The following is a 15,374-nucleotide window of genomic DNA, read 5'->3' on the forward strand; positions in this document are numbered from 1 at the left end:
AATCATGAAAAACGAAATAACAACTTGAAAAACAAATAAAAAGCACAACCGAAATTGTGCTTTTTATCGTAGGTTGGCGAAATGCCGCTAAGAAAAATTTCCTTTAGCGAGCCAGCCAGCCACCATCAACGGCAATCGTGTAACCATTGATGTAGTCAGATGCGCTGGATGCCAGGAAGACGGACGGGCCCATCAGATCCTGTGGCAAGCCCCAACGGCCAGCTGGGATACGATCCAGAATTTCTTTGCTGCGTTCTTCATCGGCGCGCAGTTGCTGGGTATTGTTGGTAGCCATATATCCCGGTGCAATTGCGTTGACGTTGATACCGTGTTTTGCCCACTCGTTCGCCATCAGACGGGTTACGCCCATAACGGCGCTTTTTGATGCGGTATAAGAAGGAACGCGGATACCACCCTGGAAGGACAGCATAGAAGCGATGTTGATGATCTTACCGCCTTTACCTTGCTTGATAAACTGGCGAGCAACGGTCTGAGACATAAAGAAAACGCTCTTAATGTTCAGGTTCATTACGTCGTCCCAGTTTTTCTCGCTGAACTCGATCGCATCTTCACGACGGATGATACCGGCGTTGTTGACCAGAATGTCAACGTGACCAAATTCAGCAACAGCTTTCTCTACCAGCTCTGCATGACCAGAGACATTGCTCATGTCGGCGGTCAGGCTGAGGAAACGGCGTCCCAGTGCGGTGACTTTTTCGATAGTGTCTTTCGGTTCAACGATGTTGACGCCGACGATATCACAGCCTGCTTGTGCCAGACCGATAGCCATGCCTTGACCCAAACCCGTATCACAACCCGTGATCAGAGCAACTTTACCTTGCAAATCAAAAGAATTTAAAATCATATCTGTAATCTCTCTATAAGCGACAAAATACTTAGTCGTTAGCTGTTACTGTAGGGAACACCGGTAATTCCGGTTGAAAGCGATTAACGTAACTCGCTAACCTTGACGTGATCCATGTCACCGAAAACGTGATTCTCGCCAACCATGCCCCAGATAAAGGTGTAGCGTCTGGTGCTAACACCGGAATGAATCGACCAGATCGGTGAAATCACCGCCCGATCGTTTTTTATTACGCTATGACGGGTTTCCTACTGCTGCCCATCATGTGGAAAACTGCCGTTTCATTACTGCCTGTTCTTGGTGAAAGCGCCGGGCGAAACAGATGATGTTGCGTGGCAGTGACAACGTCACCTGTTCCTCAACCTGCCCGGTTCTTTCTTGTTATGCGGGATGATAGTTTGGATGGGATGCGAATTCAATAAAAATGAAATAATGTTTTATTTATTTCTTGAGGGCCGTCATGGTTTTGCTTATTTTATGTTTCTTCTGGTACTGATGTGGCTAAAATGTCGCAATCCATAGTCATACCCTTGTTGTCGGTCGTGCACGGTTTGTTGACGCAATAAAAGGTATGGGCAATAAAAGCGTTAGAGGAGAGATGATGATGAGAAGATACTTTATTGATGATGAAACGCCATGGGAAGAGCTGGGCGGTGGCATTAAACGTAAAATCATGACCTGGAGCGATGAGCTGATGATGGTTTACGTGCACTTTGATAAAGGTGCGATTGGTACGCCGCACTTCCATGAAATCCACGATCAGATTGCTTATGTTGCCGCTGGCAGCTTTGAAGTGGTGATCGAAGGTGAGAAACGTATCCTGAAAACCGGCGACGCTTATCTGGCGGTGAAAAACGAGATGCATGGCGTGGTCTCGCTGGAAGACGGCAGCGTTCTGATCGATGCTTTCTCGCCTAAGCGCGCAGATTTCCTGTAATGCCTCAAAGCGTGGTCAGCTAATAGACTGGCCACGCTTTCGTCATATCCCGCGATGTCTGTTTTCTATTCTTCTACTTCTTTATTCCTAATTCCTACACCCAAATTTCTAGACTACGTGTTTAGCGGCAAGCTGATTCAGAGAATCCAGCTTATAATCGGCCAGCGCCCAGCGTGCGTCATCGCGAAACTCAGCCTGTGGAATAACGATTGAACGCATACGTGCCGCCTTGGTTGCGATCATGCCGTTCACCGAATCTTCCAGCGTCACACATTGTGTCGGAGGAACGCCGAGTCCGTTTGCTGCATTCAAATACACTTCTGGATGAGGCTTGCTATACGGCAGCGTCTCGGCTGACATTAAGACATCAAAGTAGTGTTCCAGATTAAACATTCGCAGCACCTGTTGCTGCATGTGAAGCGGCGAAGCGGAAGCTAGCCCTATTTTGAGATTCTGTTCACGACACAGTTGCAACGCGTGTTCGACGCCGGGCAGGAGGGGACGCTGTTCGGCAACGAGTTCAATGGCGCGATCGATAATGCGGCGGACAACCTCGTCCCGGCTTGGTGTCGCCCAGGGGGAATGCTGATACCAGAGTTCAACCACCATATCGATGCGTAAACCCAGAGTATCTTTCATGGATTCTCGTCGTGAAATATCGACGCCAAGCGAGGCGATAACCTCCAGTTCGGCTTTGTCCCACAACGGTTCTGAATCAATCAGCAGCCCATCCATATCGAAAATCGCCGCTCGTATAGAAGAATCAAAGGACATACCACTGGCTCCGTCAGCAAAGGAAAAGAAAATTTACTGGTAAACTATACCCTAAATAAGTCGAGTTGCAGGGCGCTACGCGAGCATTTTGAACAATGCGAAGCGCTGGACCAGTAGGGAGAGGCACTTGGAAGGGCTGAGTGACAGCCAACGTACACGTAGCGTGATGTATGACGGGGTAAACCGCTATTGTGGCCGATCAGGCGGTGCGGGAGATAAAGTGTTGACTGCGCGTAAAGTTACAGTAGGCTACCCGTCGTACTAAAACGATACATTACCGATGTTGCGTCGCTAAGAAGGGGTTCTCATGACGTATCAACAGGCTGGCCGTATTGCCGTCGTTAAACGCATTGCCGGATGGATCCTTTTTATTCCCGCGCTGCTTTCAACCTTCGTCTCGCTAGCTAATTATCTCTATGCTTATACCCAGAAAAAACAGGGCATTGATGCTGTTCTTCTGGATTTTGTGCACCTGATGGTCGACATGGTGCGCTTTAATACGCCTTTCCTGAACATTTTTTGGTACAACTCGCCGGTACCGGATTTCACGCGTTTTTTCAGTGGGGCGACGCTGATGTTTTGGCTGATCTACATCCTGATTTTTATTGCCCTGGCTTTGCAAGTTTCAGGTGCCCGGATGTTGCGTCAGGCGAAGACCATTAAGGAAGGCATTGAAGATCAACTGATTCTGGAAAAAATGAAAGGTGATGGCGGGAATACGCGTGAGACGCTGGAATCACGTGTTATTGTTCCTGGACACTCGATTTTTGTGCAATTCTTTCCGCTTTATATCCTGCCGGTGATTATCGCGGGTATTGGCTACCTGGTGTTACGTTTACTCGGGTTGCCAGTCTGATTGACGGTCTGGCGCAACGATTGCGCCAGACGCCGTATTCTTCTCATTTTTAGATCAAGCCCTCATCTAAGTGCGACCGTCTCGCCTTAGATCAACAACTGCTGCTCAATGAGCTGTTGTGCCTCAACAATATGTTTACCACCGAAAAGATTGGCCCGGTTAAGCAGATAATAAATCTGGTAAATGGGCTGGCGATCGATAAAGCCTTTATCCAGCGGCCACACGCTCTGGTAACCATCATAAATCTGTGGGGGCAGGGCCGGATAGCGCGGTAGCATCGCTAAATCACATTCTCTGTCTCCCCAATAGCAGGCCGGATCGAACAGATAAGCGCCATCCTGACTATTCGCACAGTTATCTGGCCATAGGTCACCGTGCAAGAGCGACGGCTGGGGTTGATGTCCTGCCAGACGTTCCTCAACGCGTGCGATCAGCGTTTCAATGTGACCAAAATGCATCCCTTTTTCTGCCGACAGCTGTAATTGCCAGCCAATACGCTGTTCGGCAAAAAAGGTCGCCCAGCGCCGCTGCCAGCTGTTTGGCTGAGGCGTTGTTGAGAGGTCGTTATCGAAATCCAGCCCAAATTGCGGCTGGTCGCTCCATTGATGCAGGCGTGCTAACTGTTCACCCAGACACCAGGCGCTATGCGCATCCAACGGTTTAACGGGAAGATATTGCAGAAGCAGGAAACTGTTATCGCGTGAGCTACCGACCCCATAGACGATGGGTACACGCACCGTATTACTGCGGCTCAGCAAATGAAGTTGATCGGCTTCAGCCGTGAATTTGGCAAGCATTTCACGACTATCGCATTTTACGAAGACGTCATGCTCGCCGTAGCGGATGTACCAGGCCGGATGTATTTCACCACCGGATAATTCGCGACGCTCCTGAATATCCGCAGCACCGTGATGTTCTTCCAAAAGTCGGCTGATAGCTTGCCACATAAGGTCATCCTCCCGTTGATGTTGCCAGATACCCTGCTATTCACTGAGGCGATTTGTTTACGGTAACCCATTGAGCGCAATAAAAATGGAATCTATACCTCAAATAATTCGAGTTGCAGGAAGGCGGCAAGAGAATGAATCCCGATGAGCTTACTCATGTAAGTGATTCGGGTGAGTGAACGCAGCCAACGCACATGCAGCTTGAAGTATTACAGGTATATAGCACAGTGATAACCGATAGGCGGTGATAGCGAGAAACAAGTATAGCCGGAATTAAAAATAGCGGGGTTAGGATGACGCTCAATCTGCTGGATGAAGAAATGACATCGCGGATTAATGACGTAACCGGCGCTTTTTTTCCGGTTACGTCATGCAAAGAGGTCTTTGAATCGAGGGAATTACAGCGTGTCGGTGACAACCTGAGAGGTTGCCTGACGACGCTGTTTAAGCTGGTGGTAGGTCAGCGCCAGCGTAAAGAACAGTGCCTGAACGATGACGATGCAAGGGCCTGTGGCACCATCGATGTAGAAGCTGATCAGGGTACCAGCAATACAGGAAATGACGGAAACCAGCGTGGCGACGAGAACCATCCGTTCGAAGCGCTTACAGACCATGAAGGCAATAATGCCCGGTGCAATCAGCATCGCGATCACCAGAATAACGCCGACGGCCTGTAATGATGCAACGATGGTCATTGCCAGCAGACTCAGCAATCCGTAGTGCAGCAGCTTAACGGGCAGGCCGATAACGCGGGCATGATTGGGATCGAAGCAGTACAGCATGAAATCTCGCCGTTTCAATAAAATGATAGCTAGCGTCACTCCGGCAATCAGTAAGATTTGCGTCAGTTCTTGCTGAGTGATGCCCAGCACGTTACCAAACAGAATATGGTTCAGGTGCTGATCGGTATCGATGCGCGCAAACATCACGAGCCCCAGTGCAAACATACCGGAAAAAATGATCCCCATTACCGTGTCTTCTTTGACCCGGCTGTGTTCTTTCACGTATCCCGTTGCTACCGCACAAAAAATACCGGAAACGAAAGCTCCGATGACCAGCGGGATCCCCAGTAAGAACGCAACAACGATACCGGGCAGCACGGCATGGGAAATGGCATCACCCATTAGCGACCAGCCTTTTAGTACCAGATAGCACGACAGCACGGCGCAGACCGTACCGGTGACCACAGCGGCGAGTAGTGCACGCTGCATGAACGGGTAGGTCAGGGGATCGATGAGCCAGCTAATAAGCGTCATAATGCAGCTCCTGATTGATCGCGTAACCGTAGGCGGCGCGAGGCCAGCAACCCATGCTTAGGTGCAAAGACAAATGCCAACAGGAAGACGACGGTTTGCAATGTGACAATCACGCCGCCGGTTGCACCATCAAGGAAGAAGCTCAGATACGCCCCGACCGCGCTGGTGATCGCGCCCAGTGCAATAGCAATCACAACCAGACGACCAAACCGATCGGTGAGCAGATAAGCAGTGGCACCCGGTGTAATCACCATCGCAATGACCAAAATTGCGCCGACAGTTTGCAGCGCCGCGACCGTACAGGCACTCAGCAGCGTAAAGAACAGAATTTTTAGCTTCAGCGGGGAAAGACCGATAGAGCGGGCATGGTTCTCATCAAAGAACACGGCCAGCAGATCCTTCCACAGCAGGCAGAGAATTACGAACGTCACGCCGATGATGATTTCAACTTGCAGGACATCTTCGTCGGCGATGCCCAAAATATTGCCGAAAATGATGGACTGCACGTTAACCGATGTCGGGTTGAGCGAAATAATCAGCAGTCCGACCGCGAAAAACGTTGAGAAGATAAAGCCGATAATCGCATCTTCGCGTAATCGGGTAATGTGACGGATGAGGGTCATTGCCAGTGCGGCGAGCATACCGGTAAAAAAGGCACCCGCCGCATAGGGCAGGCCCAGAGCATAGGCTCCTGCAACACCGGGGACGACAGAGTGGGAGAGTGCATCGCCCATCAACGACCAGCCTTTCAGCATCAAATACGCCGAAAGAAAAGCGCACACGCCGCCGACAATCGCGCTGACCCAGATCGCCTTGACCATGTAGTTATAGCTGAATGGCTGCAACAGGATATCGATCATCAGGGCTTTTTCTCCTCCGGTATCACGCGTGACGCAGGAGGATCGCTTTTGGTCGACCCATAGAACACGGCCGGACGCTCATCGTCTGTCAACACCGTCACCGAACGGACATCATCATCATCGTGAAGATGAGATCCCCCGAGGTTGATGTGTCGCAGAACACCGCCGAACGTTTTCTCCAAATTGCTTTGGGTAAAGGTGCTGTGCGTCGGTCCTGCGGCTAAAACGGTGCGATTGACCAAAATAACGTTGTCACAAAACTCAGGAACGCTACCGAGGTTATGGGTTGCCACCAGAATCAAATGCCCTTCATCACGCAAGGTGCGAAGCAGATCGATAATGGCGTTCTCTGTCTTGACGTCTACGCCAGTAAAAGGCTCATCCAGCAGTAACACGCTGCCTTGTTGAGCCAGTGCTCGTGCCAGAAAGACGCGCTTTTTCTGTCCACCGGACAGTTCGCCGATCTGGCGATGCTGCAGCGTCGATAGCCCGACGCGCTCCAGCGATTCCGCTACAATAGCGCGGTCTTGTTTGCTGGGAATGCGCAGGAAATTCATCCTCCCGTAGCGCCCCATCATGACCACGTCGGAAACCAAAACGGGGAAATTCCAGTCTACGTCTTCCGTTTGTGGAACATAGGCAACCAGATTCTGTTTCAGCGCTTGGTAGATCGGTTGCTGGTTGAGCAGTACCTGCCCTGAGGTTGGTTTGACCAACCCCATGATGCTTTTGAACAACGTCGACTTTCCGCTGCCGTTGACGCCAACCAAGGCGCAAATCGTTCCACCAGTCAGGGAAAAAGAAGCATGGCGAATAGCCTGATGCCCGTTGCCGTAAGTAACCGAAACATCATTGACGTCTAATGACTGTACTGCTCGATCACTACTCATTGATTAAATCCTTTAGCGATGGTCTCCACCGTCACTTGTAACAGGTCGATATAGGTCGGCACAGGGCCTTTCTCTGTAGACAGCGAATCAACATACAGCACGCCGCCATATTTCGCCCCGGTTTCTTTGCTGACCTGCTTTGCTGGCTTATCGGAAATAGTACTTTCGCTGAATACGACAGGGATAGCCTTCTCTCGCACGGTATCGATAACCCGACGTACCTGCTGCGGCGAACCTTGTTCGTCAGCATTGATTGGCCAGAGATAGACTTCATTGAACTGATAATCCTTCGCCAGATAGCTGAATGCGCCCTCACTGGTGACTAACCAGCGTTGCTGTTCTGGGATACGGGAGAGACGTTCACGCAGCGGCGCGTCGAGAGCCTTGATTTTTTCCGAATAGGCTTTGGCGTTACGGTTATACGTCTCTGCATTGGCGGGATCGGCTTGCACCAGACCTTTGCGGATATTTTCGATATAGATTAATGCATTGGAAGGGGACATCCAGGCATGCGGGTTTGGATTGCCATTATAGGCACCTTCGCGGATAGGAAGCGGCGTGATGCCTTCCGTCACCACAACGGCCGGCACATTTTTCACGTTCTCGAAAAAGCGCGTAAACCAACGTTCGAGATTCATGCCGTTCCACAGCACCAACTGTGCGGACTGTGTTTTAACAATATCACGCGGTGTCGGTTGATAATCATGAATCTCTGCGCCGGGTTTGGTGATGGACTCAACCGTCGCGGCATCGCCTGCAATATTCTGTGCGATATCCTGAATGATGGTAAAGGTCGTGATGACTTTAAGCTTTTCAGCCGCCTGAGCAGAGGTGCTGGCTAAAAGCAGTAAAGCGCACGGCAGCGCGATGCGACGGAATAGGGCAGGTAAATGAGCGTGAAAACCGATCATGCGGATATCCTTACAAACCGTGAAAGTGTTACTTGAGAATAATTATCAATATCATTTAAGTCAAGGGGCAGAAAAGGGCGGGGAATGAATATTAGAGGGTGTCTCATGACACAAGAAGTCACTGTTCGCAGGCACGTCGCACGCACTTGCGCGGGTAAGGAACGCATCATGCTCCTTTGGTAACAGAAATGTTGCTTTAATTTAATGAATCGTACTTAAGGTTACAACGAAAGTCTAACGGTAACGGTGGTGAACTGTCGCGCAACTATACATAGCTATACACATGGTGAAATTTACGCCAAAAAGCGAGATAAATCTTATGTCGCCTTAAGAAAGTTCTGATCTCTGCCGATAAACCATAAAGAATGTGAGTGATGTCTCTATTTTATACAAAAGGATTGTCAGTGATATGAGCACAAAATCAGAACGACGTTGGAAGTTGGCAAGTTTGGTCTTATTGACTTTTTTGATGGCATTAATTGTGCTATTGGTTCAAACCAGTTAATTCCCTGCGTAACGAAAGATTAGTCTATAAATAATTTCTATTATGTAATGTATTAATGCAAAAGATACAGATAGCATAAAAATGACAATCGATTTTAAACATTGATATAAGCGTGGCCGATGTCGGGCGCGCTTTTTTGTTAATGGTCAATATCTCTTCATATAAGCGCGTAAATTATAGCTTTTTGTTATGACTGCCGATGCCTCTGTGCCAGAAATGCGACGGTTGTCGCGTATTTTTTTGCATAATAGAATCTGAAGTGCGTTTATTGTGCCGTGTTAGACGCTGCCTGTGAATATAGGGTCAGCAAGCATTATCGTGTATTAATGAATCAAGGATGACGTGAATTTGTGCGGCATGTCCACGACTGATAAAAAAGCCCTTGCCATCGTTTACATAGTGTGTAATAACGCTTCTGGGTAAAACGAGGTACAGTTCTGTATATGAATGGCATTTTCAGTAAAGAAGACTTAAGTACAACCTTTAGTGTTGCATGCTGCTTCTCTGCCGATCCTTATCTTAGTGCCTCAAGCAGTAACGACTTTGGTTTGTCTGTATAACGCCTTTTTGGCGGTTTAAACAATTAAAGGAAATATTTGAAATGGCAAAGATTAAAGGTCAGGTTAAGTGGTTCAACGAGTCTAAAGGCTTTGGTTTCATCACTCCTGCTGACGGCAGCAAAGATGTATTCGTACACTTCTCTGCAATTCAAGGCAACGGCTTCAAAACTCTGGCTGAAGGCCAGAACGTAGAATTCGAAATTCAGGATGGCCAGAAAGGTCCTTCTGCAGTAAACGTCACTGCGCTGTAATTTTACAGCTCTGTTGCAAAACCCGCCATGGTGCGGGTTTTTTGTTGTCTGCGTTTTATCTACACCCGTAATACTTTTATCTACACGCATAATGCAATGAAGACGTTTTTAATGAGGAAAATGTGCCGATGAGTTATCAGTGTCCGCTATGCCAGTTACCTCTGGAGCGACACCCGCGGCAATGGACGTGTGGTAAACATAGTTTTGACCTTGCGAAAGAAGGGTACGTTAACCTGTTGCCGGTACAGTTTAAGCGTTCAAAGCAGCCTGGTGATAGCGCTGAAATGATGCAGGCGCGTCGCAGCTTTCTGGAGGGCGGTCACTATCAACCGCTACGTGACGCCGTTGCGCAGCATGTTGATCGTATTGTGGCAGATGACGCTGCGGCGTTGTTGGATATCGGCTGTGGTGAAGGGTATTACACCGCAGAGTTTGCCCATCGTCTGACATCGCGCAGAACGATGACGATATACGGGCTGGATGTTTCCAAGGCGGCGATTCAGCGGGCGGCAAAGCGGTATGACAACGTTGAGTTTTGCGTCGCATCCAGCCAGCGACTGCCTTTCCAGGACCAATCCCTTGATGCTGTGGTAAAGATCTATGCGCCCTGTAATGACGCGGAATTGCAGCGCACCGTTAAGATTGGCGGTTGGGTGGTGACGGTATCTCCGGGGCCACGACATCTTTATCAACTGAAAGCAGAAGTCTACGATGAGGTGTTATTACACCCGAGTAAAGATGAAGTGCTTGCAGGTTTTCAGCTTATTGATCAGCAGGCGCTCGCGTACCCAATGCAGTTATCTGGGAATGAGGCCGCGGCGCTATTGCAAATGACGCCTTTTGCCTGGCGAGCAACGCCAGACGTTAGCGAGCGACTGCAAGCAGCCACCGCGTTTAGTTGTGAAACGGATTTTATTATCCGCTTGCATCAGCGTGTTGATAGCGATGCGGTAGGTGCGTAATCAGGAAGAATAAAAACGGGCAGCGCGATAATCGGGCTGCCCGTTAATGTGAAATGTATTTTATCAGGCGGCGTAGCCGAGGTGCTCGTACAGAATATTGCAGCCGATACCAATCAGAACCAGCCCGCCAACCACTTCCGCTTTCTTGCCAAAGATAGGGCCGATATAGCGGCCAATCATCATTCCGAGCGTCACCATAATCATGGTGGCACAGCCAATGACCATCGCGGTATGGAAAATATTGACCTGAAGGAAGGCCAGGCCGACGCCAATTGCCATGGCATCCAGGCTGGTGGCGATGGCGGTACAAACTAACAGTGCCAGACTATGATTTTTGACTTTTTCGCAGCGGCAGTCTGAGGAGTTTTTGATCCCCTCAACGACCATACGGCCGCCCAAAATGACTAACAGGGTAAAGGCAACCCAGTGATCCCATTCGAGAATATATTGGCTGGCAAAAAAACCAAGTGCCCAGCCGATGAGCGGGGTGATAGCTTCGATAACGCCAAAGATGAGGCCGGTACGAATGGCATCGCGGAAACGAGGGTTATGCAGTACGGCACCTTTACCGATTGACGCGGCGAAGGCATCCATTGACATACCAAATGCTAGGATAAGTGTTGCTGACATGTTCATTGTAAGTAGCCTCGGCTGGACGATTAACCATATACACGCAGATCATCCCCAACCCGAATGACGATCTTACGTGTCTATGGTCTCGCCTGCCAATCACGCTTGGCCGCCCGCACCACGTCTATGCTCCGGTAATAGGAGATAAAACGAGTATGTTGATACGAGCATTTCTGATGAATTATTGTGAATGTTAATTAATCAGAAATCGGCTACTCCCCAATGACGGCGCAACCTTACCATATTATTTGTGGTGCAAACAACACTAAAAGTTTTAAGCATTAATAATGCAATTGATAATTATTTTCATTTGGACGTTGATAATGAAGGATCGTATAAAATAACGACAAAGTCATTGTGGTTAAAATACCATCTAAACATGAGGTGTATAGCCAACGTTATTTTAAATAATTTAAAGGTAAACTTACCTCATTGATTCTCAATCATAAATTTATATATTCTTTCCAAATCGTCGAGCTGTGCAACCTGTATCAATAAACGACGCTTCTCCAGTTCGATGACTAATACGCCATCCTCAGATAAATTCATATTTTTAATTCTGGTATAAGGAATGAATATATTCGCATAAAAGAATCCGGTTGATTTAAACACCAGTTTAGGACGACGAATATAGGCCAGATAGCACGCCATGAAGGCCAGCGAAATCAAAAGATAGGTGGTGATAATAGCGCCATTATTCATCACGTTTTGATAAATAAGAATCCCCACTAAGCCGATAAAAATCAGCGTATCGAGTCGGTTCATCCGCTTCAGCGGGACGAGGAGTTGGGTTTTTCCTTTGAGTTTATCCATGATGAACTCATCGTAGATGGCATAAGCCAGTGCTAACGCAATCAACACCACCAGCGTGATATCTGTCATTGTCATCCGTATTACCCTTGTCCGTTAACTATCTGTGTCCGTAAATAAAAATGGCCGGGTGTATTGGCACCCGGCCATTGAACATTACACGCCGAGCAGACCGATCCAGTACCCGAAGATACCAATGGCGAAGAAGCCCATAATCAGCCACAGCGCATTTACCTTGCGCCGTAACAGCCACATACAGCCGAACGTCAGCAGCAGGGGAACGAGCCCCGGCATGAGCTGGTCAAGGATGGATTGAACGGTGGTCACCGTGGTTTCCCCGTTCTGATTCGTCACTGTCGACACCACCATCGGGATGTTGACGTGAGTCCATTTATTGACCAATGCCCCCATGACAAACAAGCCGAGAATAGAGGCCGCTTCGGTCATTTTTTGCAGGAAACCGCCGCCCATATCGCTGACGATATCGATCCCTTTGCGGTAGCCATAGGCGACGCCATAGTAACGCACCAGCAGGCGAACCAGGTTAAACAGGACGAAGAAGAGCACTGGCCCCAACAAGCTGCCGCTCATGGCAATCCCTGCGCCTAGCGCAGCGAATACTGGACGGGCGGTACCCCAGAATATCGGGTCGCCGACACCAGCTAGTGGCCCCATCAGCCCGACTTTCAGACCGTTTATTGCCGCGTCGTCAATAGGAGCACCGTTCGCACGTTGCTCTTCCATCGCCATCGTTACGCCAAGTATCGGAGCGGCAACAAAAGGCTGCGTATTGAAAAACTCCAGATGGCGCTTGATTGCTTGTTTACGCTCTTCCGAATTTTCAGGATAAAGACGGCGAATCACTGGCACCATGGAAAAACAGAAGCCGAGTGCCTGCATACGTTCAAAGTTCCAGGAGCCTTGAAACAGGTTGGAACGGATAAACACCGCGCGGATATCGCTGTCAGTGAGTTTTTTGACTTTCGTATTTTCGACCATTTCTCTCACTCCTGTTAATCCAGTTCGTTATCAAGACCGTTATTGCCTGATGTGACAGACTGGCCTTGCACCTTGTTATATTTCGGGCTGAGTTGGATATACAGCACCGCCATCACAATACCGATTACGCCCAGCGCCACCAGATTGAACTCAGTGAAGGCAGCGGTAACGAAGCCAAGATAGAAGAACGGCATCAGGTAACCCGCGCGCATCATGTTGATGACCATCGCGTAACCGACAACGACAATCATCCCACCGGCGATATTCAAGCCGTTAGTGACAACGTCTGGGATGGAGTTCAGCAGTGCGTGAACGGCGTCGGTGCCAACGGAAACGGCAACGATCACCGCAGGAATCGCGATACGCATGGCCTGTAGCAGCAAGGCAGAAACGTGAATCCAACTGATAGCCGTTAGATTACCTCGCTCTGCCGCGCTGTCTGCCGCATGCTGGAACGCAACGGTGATGGTACGAACAATGATGGTTAATACTTGCCCAGCAGCAGCGAGCGGAATTGCCAGAGCAATCCCTGCACCAATCCCTTGACCGCCAGCAATAACCAGAATGGTTGAGATAATGGACGCCAGCGCCGCATCTGGTGCGACAGCTGCACCGATGTTCATCCAGCCTAACGCGATCATTTCCAGCGTACCGCCGATAATGATCCCGGTTTTTAAATCACCTAATACTGCGCCAATCAGCGTACAAGCGACGAGTGGACGGTGGAACTGGAATTCATCAAGAATCGAACCCATCCCCGAAACACATGCGACGAGAAATATCAGCACAATTTGAAGTGTGGTAATCTCCATCGTACTTCTCCTATAAAATGTGTCTGAGTAAAAATAAATCGCCATCCCCGTTGATTTTCTATGTCAACGTAAAATTTTCAATGTCGACATAAATACCTATCTTGAAAATCGTCAGGTCTATAAAACTATTATTGATGGTGACAGTAGCGTTAATAACCTTCGCAGCACGATAGGTATCAACGCGGCATTTTGTTAATCAAGTCCATCATTTTAATCCGGGAATCGGTTGATACTTTTCGAACCTCCAATTCAATACCGCGTTTATCTAATTCACGGAATGCCGCAATATCCTTCTCATCGATAGAGACGGCATTATTCACCTGCGTTTTTCCTTGTTTGAATGCCATCCCGCCAATATTGACCGAGGTGATATTTACGCCATTTTCGATCAGCGTTAAGACATCCGTCGGATTGGTGAACAACAGCATCACGCGGTCGGCGGCATATTTCGGATTGTCATAAACACGAACGGCCTTTGCCACATCCACCACGTGCGCGGTAACGCCCGGTGGCGCAACTTGAGTCAGCAACGTTTTACGCACGTGATCGGCAGCAACTTCATCACTGACAACAATAATGCGCGAAACATTGGTTTCTTTCGTCCAACGGGTGGCGACCTGACCATGAATCAGACGGTCGTCGATACGCGCCAACCCAATCTTCATATGTTCGCCGGGTCCTGCCGGTGTGGGGACAGCTTTTGGGGGCGGTGGAGGAGAAGGGGGGGCTACTTTGGCTTTTTCCTGATGTTTTAGGGCTTTTACGCCATCTCTACCAGCTTCCAACGCGATAGAAACCAGATCGGAGAAGGACGGGTTATCATCCCGAGCCATAAAGGTTTCCGCTAGCATGGGAATATTCACGCCGGCGATAACATCATGGTTTTCTTTGTCGGTGACGAGGCGGCTGGCGGCGTTGAACGGGCTGCCGCCCCAGGTATCAACGAGAAACAGCACGCCTTGTGATGTGTCTAACTGCGTGAGTTTTTCCTGATATTTTTCTATCAATGTTTCGGCGTTTTCTCCAGGAACGAAATCAATCCAGGCGACATTACTTTGCTCGCCAAGAATCATTTCTGCTGTCTTTAACAGCGGTCCCGCAGTGGCGCCGTGAGTGCATAACATGATTGCAATACTCACTTGCTACCTCCTCACGTTCACGATCAAAAAAGAGTCAATGTGTCAGGAAACCAGGTCAGCGTTCACAAGCTAAACGTTAACCGTCGCGGTATTAGTATGGCTGCAAGAAAAAATTTTACCGTGGATTCATGACATTCACTGTGTTCCTCCAGGTTGTCAGGCTAGAAATCGTGACTGACAGATTTATTTTACTTATCGAAAAAATAAATAGTGTGATGATGCTCTAATGCTGACCAGTTAAACCAAGGGCTAAAAGGGCTCTGAATGGGAAAATTTGGGCGTGTTATCAATGCGAAGTCGGCCGGAAGAAATTCTTTGTGAAAATTGGTAACAACCTGTTAGAGTAAACGTCCCTTAAATTGCTTAGGAGCACCGGGCATCAGCCCTTCCCATGGACTGTCACCGACAAA

Annotated in this window: 17 protein-coding genes and 1 pseudogene; 5 read left to right on the top strand and 13 right to left on the bottom strand. The window is 48.9% G+C overall.

The genetic code is table 11. The features are described from left to right. Positions 1-103: 103 nt before the first annotated feature. Together kduD and BJJ97_RS22420 are read right to left on the bottom strand one after the other, a co-directional pair. A complete protein-coding gene (kduD, locus tag BJJ97_RS15160; protein WP_044207793.1) occupies positions 104-865 on the bottom strand; it encodes a 2-dehydro-3-deoxy-D-gluconate 5-dehydrogenase KduD in 762 nt (253 codons plus the stop codon). An 83-nt stretch (positions 866-948) separates the two neighbouring features. Further along, positions 949-1,148 (bottom strand): annotated as a pseudogene (locus BJJ97_RS22420) (5-dehydro-4-deoxy-D-glucuronate isomerase); the annotation flags it as partial. 321 nt (positions 1,149-1,469) lie between these two features. On the opposite strand from BJJ97_RS22420, the gene BJJ97_RS15170 reads away from it, so the two are divergent. Continuing rightward, complete coding sequence (locus tag BJJ97_RS15170; RefSeq protein ID WP_010275594.1) at positions 1,470-1,802, top strand: cupin domain-containing protein; 333 nt, start codon at positions 1,470-1,472, stop codon at positions 1,800-1,802. A gap of 108 nt (positions 1,803-1,910) precedes the next feature. Here the strand turns inward: BJJ97_RS15170 and hxpB are convergent, their stop codons facing one another. Next, a complete protein-coding gene (gene hxpB, locus BJJ97_RS15175; RefSeq protein WP_095699362.1) occupies positions 1,911-2,576 on the bottom strand; it encodes a hexitol phosphatase HxpB in 666 nt (221 codons plus the stop codon). Positions 2,577-2,883: 307 nt separating this feature from the next. Here hxpB and BJJ97_RS15180 point away from each other — a divergent pair, with 307 nt between their 5' ends. Beyond that, complete coding sequence (locus BJJ97_RS15180; protein ID WP_095994469.1) at positions 2,884-3,432, top strand: YniB family protein; 549 nt, start codon at positions 2,884-2,886, stop codon at positions 3,430-3,432. 86 nt (positions 3,433-3,518) lie between these two features. On the opposite strand, the gene BJJ97_RS15185 is transcribed toward BJJ97_RS15180, so the two are convergent. The 5 genes from BJJ97_RS15185 to BJJ97_RS15205 all read right to left on the bottom strand — a co-directional run bounded on the left by BJJ97_RS15185 (position 3,519) and on the right by BJJ97_RS15205 (position 8,296). Beyond that, positions 3,519-4,379, bottom strand: coding sequence for a fructosamine kinase family protein (locus tag BJJ97_RS15185; protein WP_095994470.1), 861 nt, complete (start codon positions 4,377-4,379; stop codon positions 3,519-3,521). A 398-nt stretch (positions 4,380-4,777) separates the two neighbouring features. Then, complete coding sequence (locus BJJ97_RS15190; protein WP_095994471.1) at positions 4,778-5,635, bottom strand: metal ABC transporter permease; 858 nt, start codon at positions 5,633-5,635, stop codon at positions 4,778-4,780. Next, positions 5,632-6,495, bottom strand: coding sequence for a metal ABC transporter permease (locus BJJ97_RS15195; protein WP_095994472.1), 864 nt, complete (start codon positions 6,493-6,495; stop codon positions 5,632-5,634). Before BJJ97_RS15195 ends, BJJ97_RS15190 begins: the two co-directional genes overlap by 4 nt. Then, positions 6,495-7,385, bottom strand: a complete 891-nt coding sequence (locus BJJ97_RS15200) for a manganese/iron ABC transporter ATP-binding protein (protein ID WP_039480575.1) — start codon at positions 7,383-7,385, stop codon at positions 6,495-6,497. The genes BJJ97_RS15195 and BJJ97_RS15200 overlap by 1 nt, the downstream gene beginning before the upstream one ends. After that, positions 7,382-8,296 carry a metal ABC transporter substrate-binding protein gene (locus BJJ97_RS15205; protein WP_095994473.1) on the bottom strand — a complete coding sequence of 305 codons (915 nt, stop codon included), beginning with the start codon at positions 8,294-8,296 and terminating at the stop codon, positions 7,382-7,384. The genes BJJ97_RS15200 and BJJ97_RS15205 overlap by 4 nt, the downstream gene beginning before the upstream one ends. Before the next feature lie 948 nt (positions 8,297-9,244). Here BJJ97_RS15205 and BJJ97_RS15210 point away from each other — a divergent pair. The 3 genes from BJJ97_RS15210 (at position 9,245) to rlmA (ending at position 10,574) form a co-directional block, all read left to right on the top strand. Further along, positions 9,245-9,361, top strand: coding sequence for a DUF2627 domain-containing protein (locus BJJ97_RS15210; protein ID WP_085996916.1), 117 nt, complete (start codon positions 9,245-9,247; stop codon positions 9,359-9,361). A 41-nt stretch (positions 9,362-9,402) separates the two neighbouring features. Then, positions 9,403-9,612 (top strand): transcription antiterminator/RNA stability regulator CspE, encoded by a 210-nt coding sequence (cspE, locus tag BJJ97_RS15215; protein WP_005968829.1) that lies wholly within the window; start codon positions 9,403-9,405, stop codon positions 9,610-9,612. Positions 9,613-9,740: 128 nt separating this feature from the next. Further along, positions 9,741-10,574, top strand: a complete 834-nt coding sequence (gene rlmA, locus BJJ97_RS15220; protein WP_095994474.1) for a 23S rRNA (guanine(745)-N(1))-methyltransferase — start codon at positions 9,741-9,743, stop codon at positions 10,572-10,574. Between the two features lie 63 nt (positions 10,575-10,637). Here rlmA and mntP read toward each other — a convergent pair whose 3' ends face one another. The 5 genes from mntP to manX form a co-directional block, all read right to left on the bottom strand. Then, positions 10,638-11,210, bottom strand: coding sequence for a manganese efflux pump MntP (gene mntP, locus BJJ97_RS15225; protein WP_095994475.1), 573 nt, complete (start codon positions 11,208-11,210; stop codon positions 10,638-10,640). Positions 11,211-11,633: 423 nt separating this feature from the next. Then, the gene (locus tag BJJ97_RS15230; protein WP_095994476.1) at positions 11,634-12,092 is read right to left on the bottom strand and encodes a DUF986 family protein; all 459 of its coding nucleotides are present in this window, start codon (positions 12,090-12,092) and stop codon (positions 11,634-11,636) included. 78 nt (positions 12,093-12,170) lie between these two features. Then, on the bottom strand, positions 12,171-13,013 hold the full coding sequence (locus tag BJJ97_RS15235; protein WP_095994477.1) for a PTS mannose transporter subunit IID: 843 nt from the start codon (positions 13,011-13,013) through the stop codon (positions 12,171-12,173). 14 nt (positions 13,014-13,027) lie between these two features. Then, a complete protein-coding gene (locus BJJ97_RS15240) occupies positions 13,028-13,825 on the bottom strand; it encodes a PTS mannose/fructose/sorbose transporter subunit IIC (RefSeq protein ID WP_014699847.1) in 798 nt (265 codons plus the stop codon). Between the two features lie 176 nt (positions 13,826-14,001). Further along, complete coding sequence (gene manX, locus BJJ97_RS15245; RefSeq protein ID WP_095699372.1) at positions 14,002-14,964, bottom strand: PTS mannose transporter subunit IIAB; 963 nt, start codon at positions 14,962-14,964, stop codon at positions 14,002-14,004. Between the last annotated feature and the right edge of the window lie 410 nt (positions 14,965-15,374).

Origin of the sequence: Pectobacterium polaris (genome assembly GCF_002307355.1) — a bacterium.
GTDB classification, from domain to species: Bacteria; Pseudomonadota; Gammaproteobacteria; order Enterobacterales; family Enterobacteriaceae; genus Pectobacterium; species Pectobacterium polare.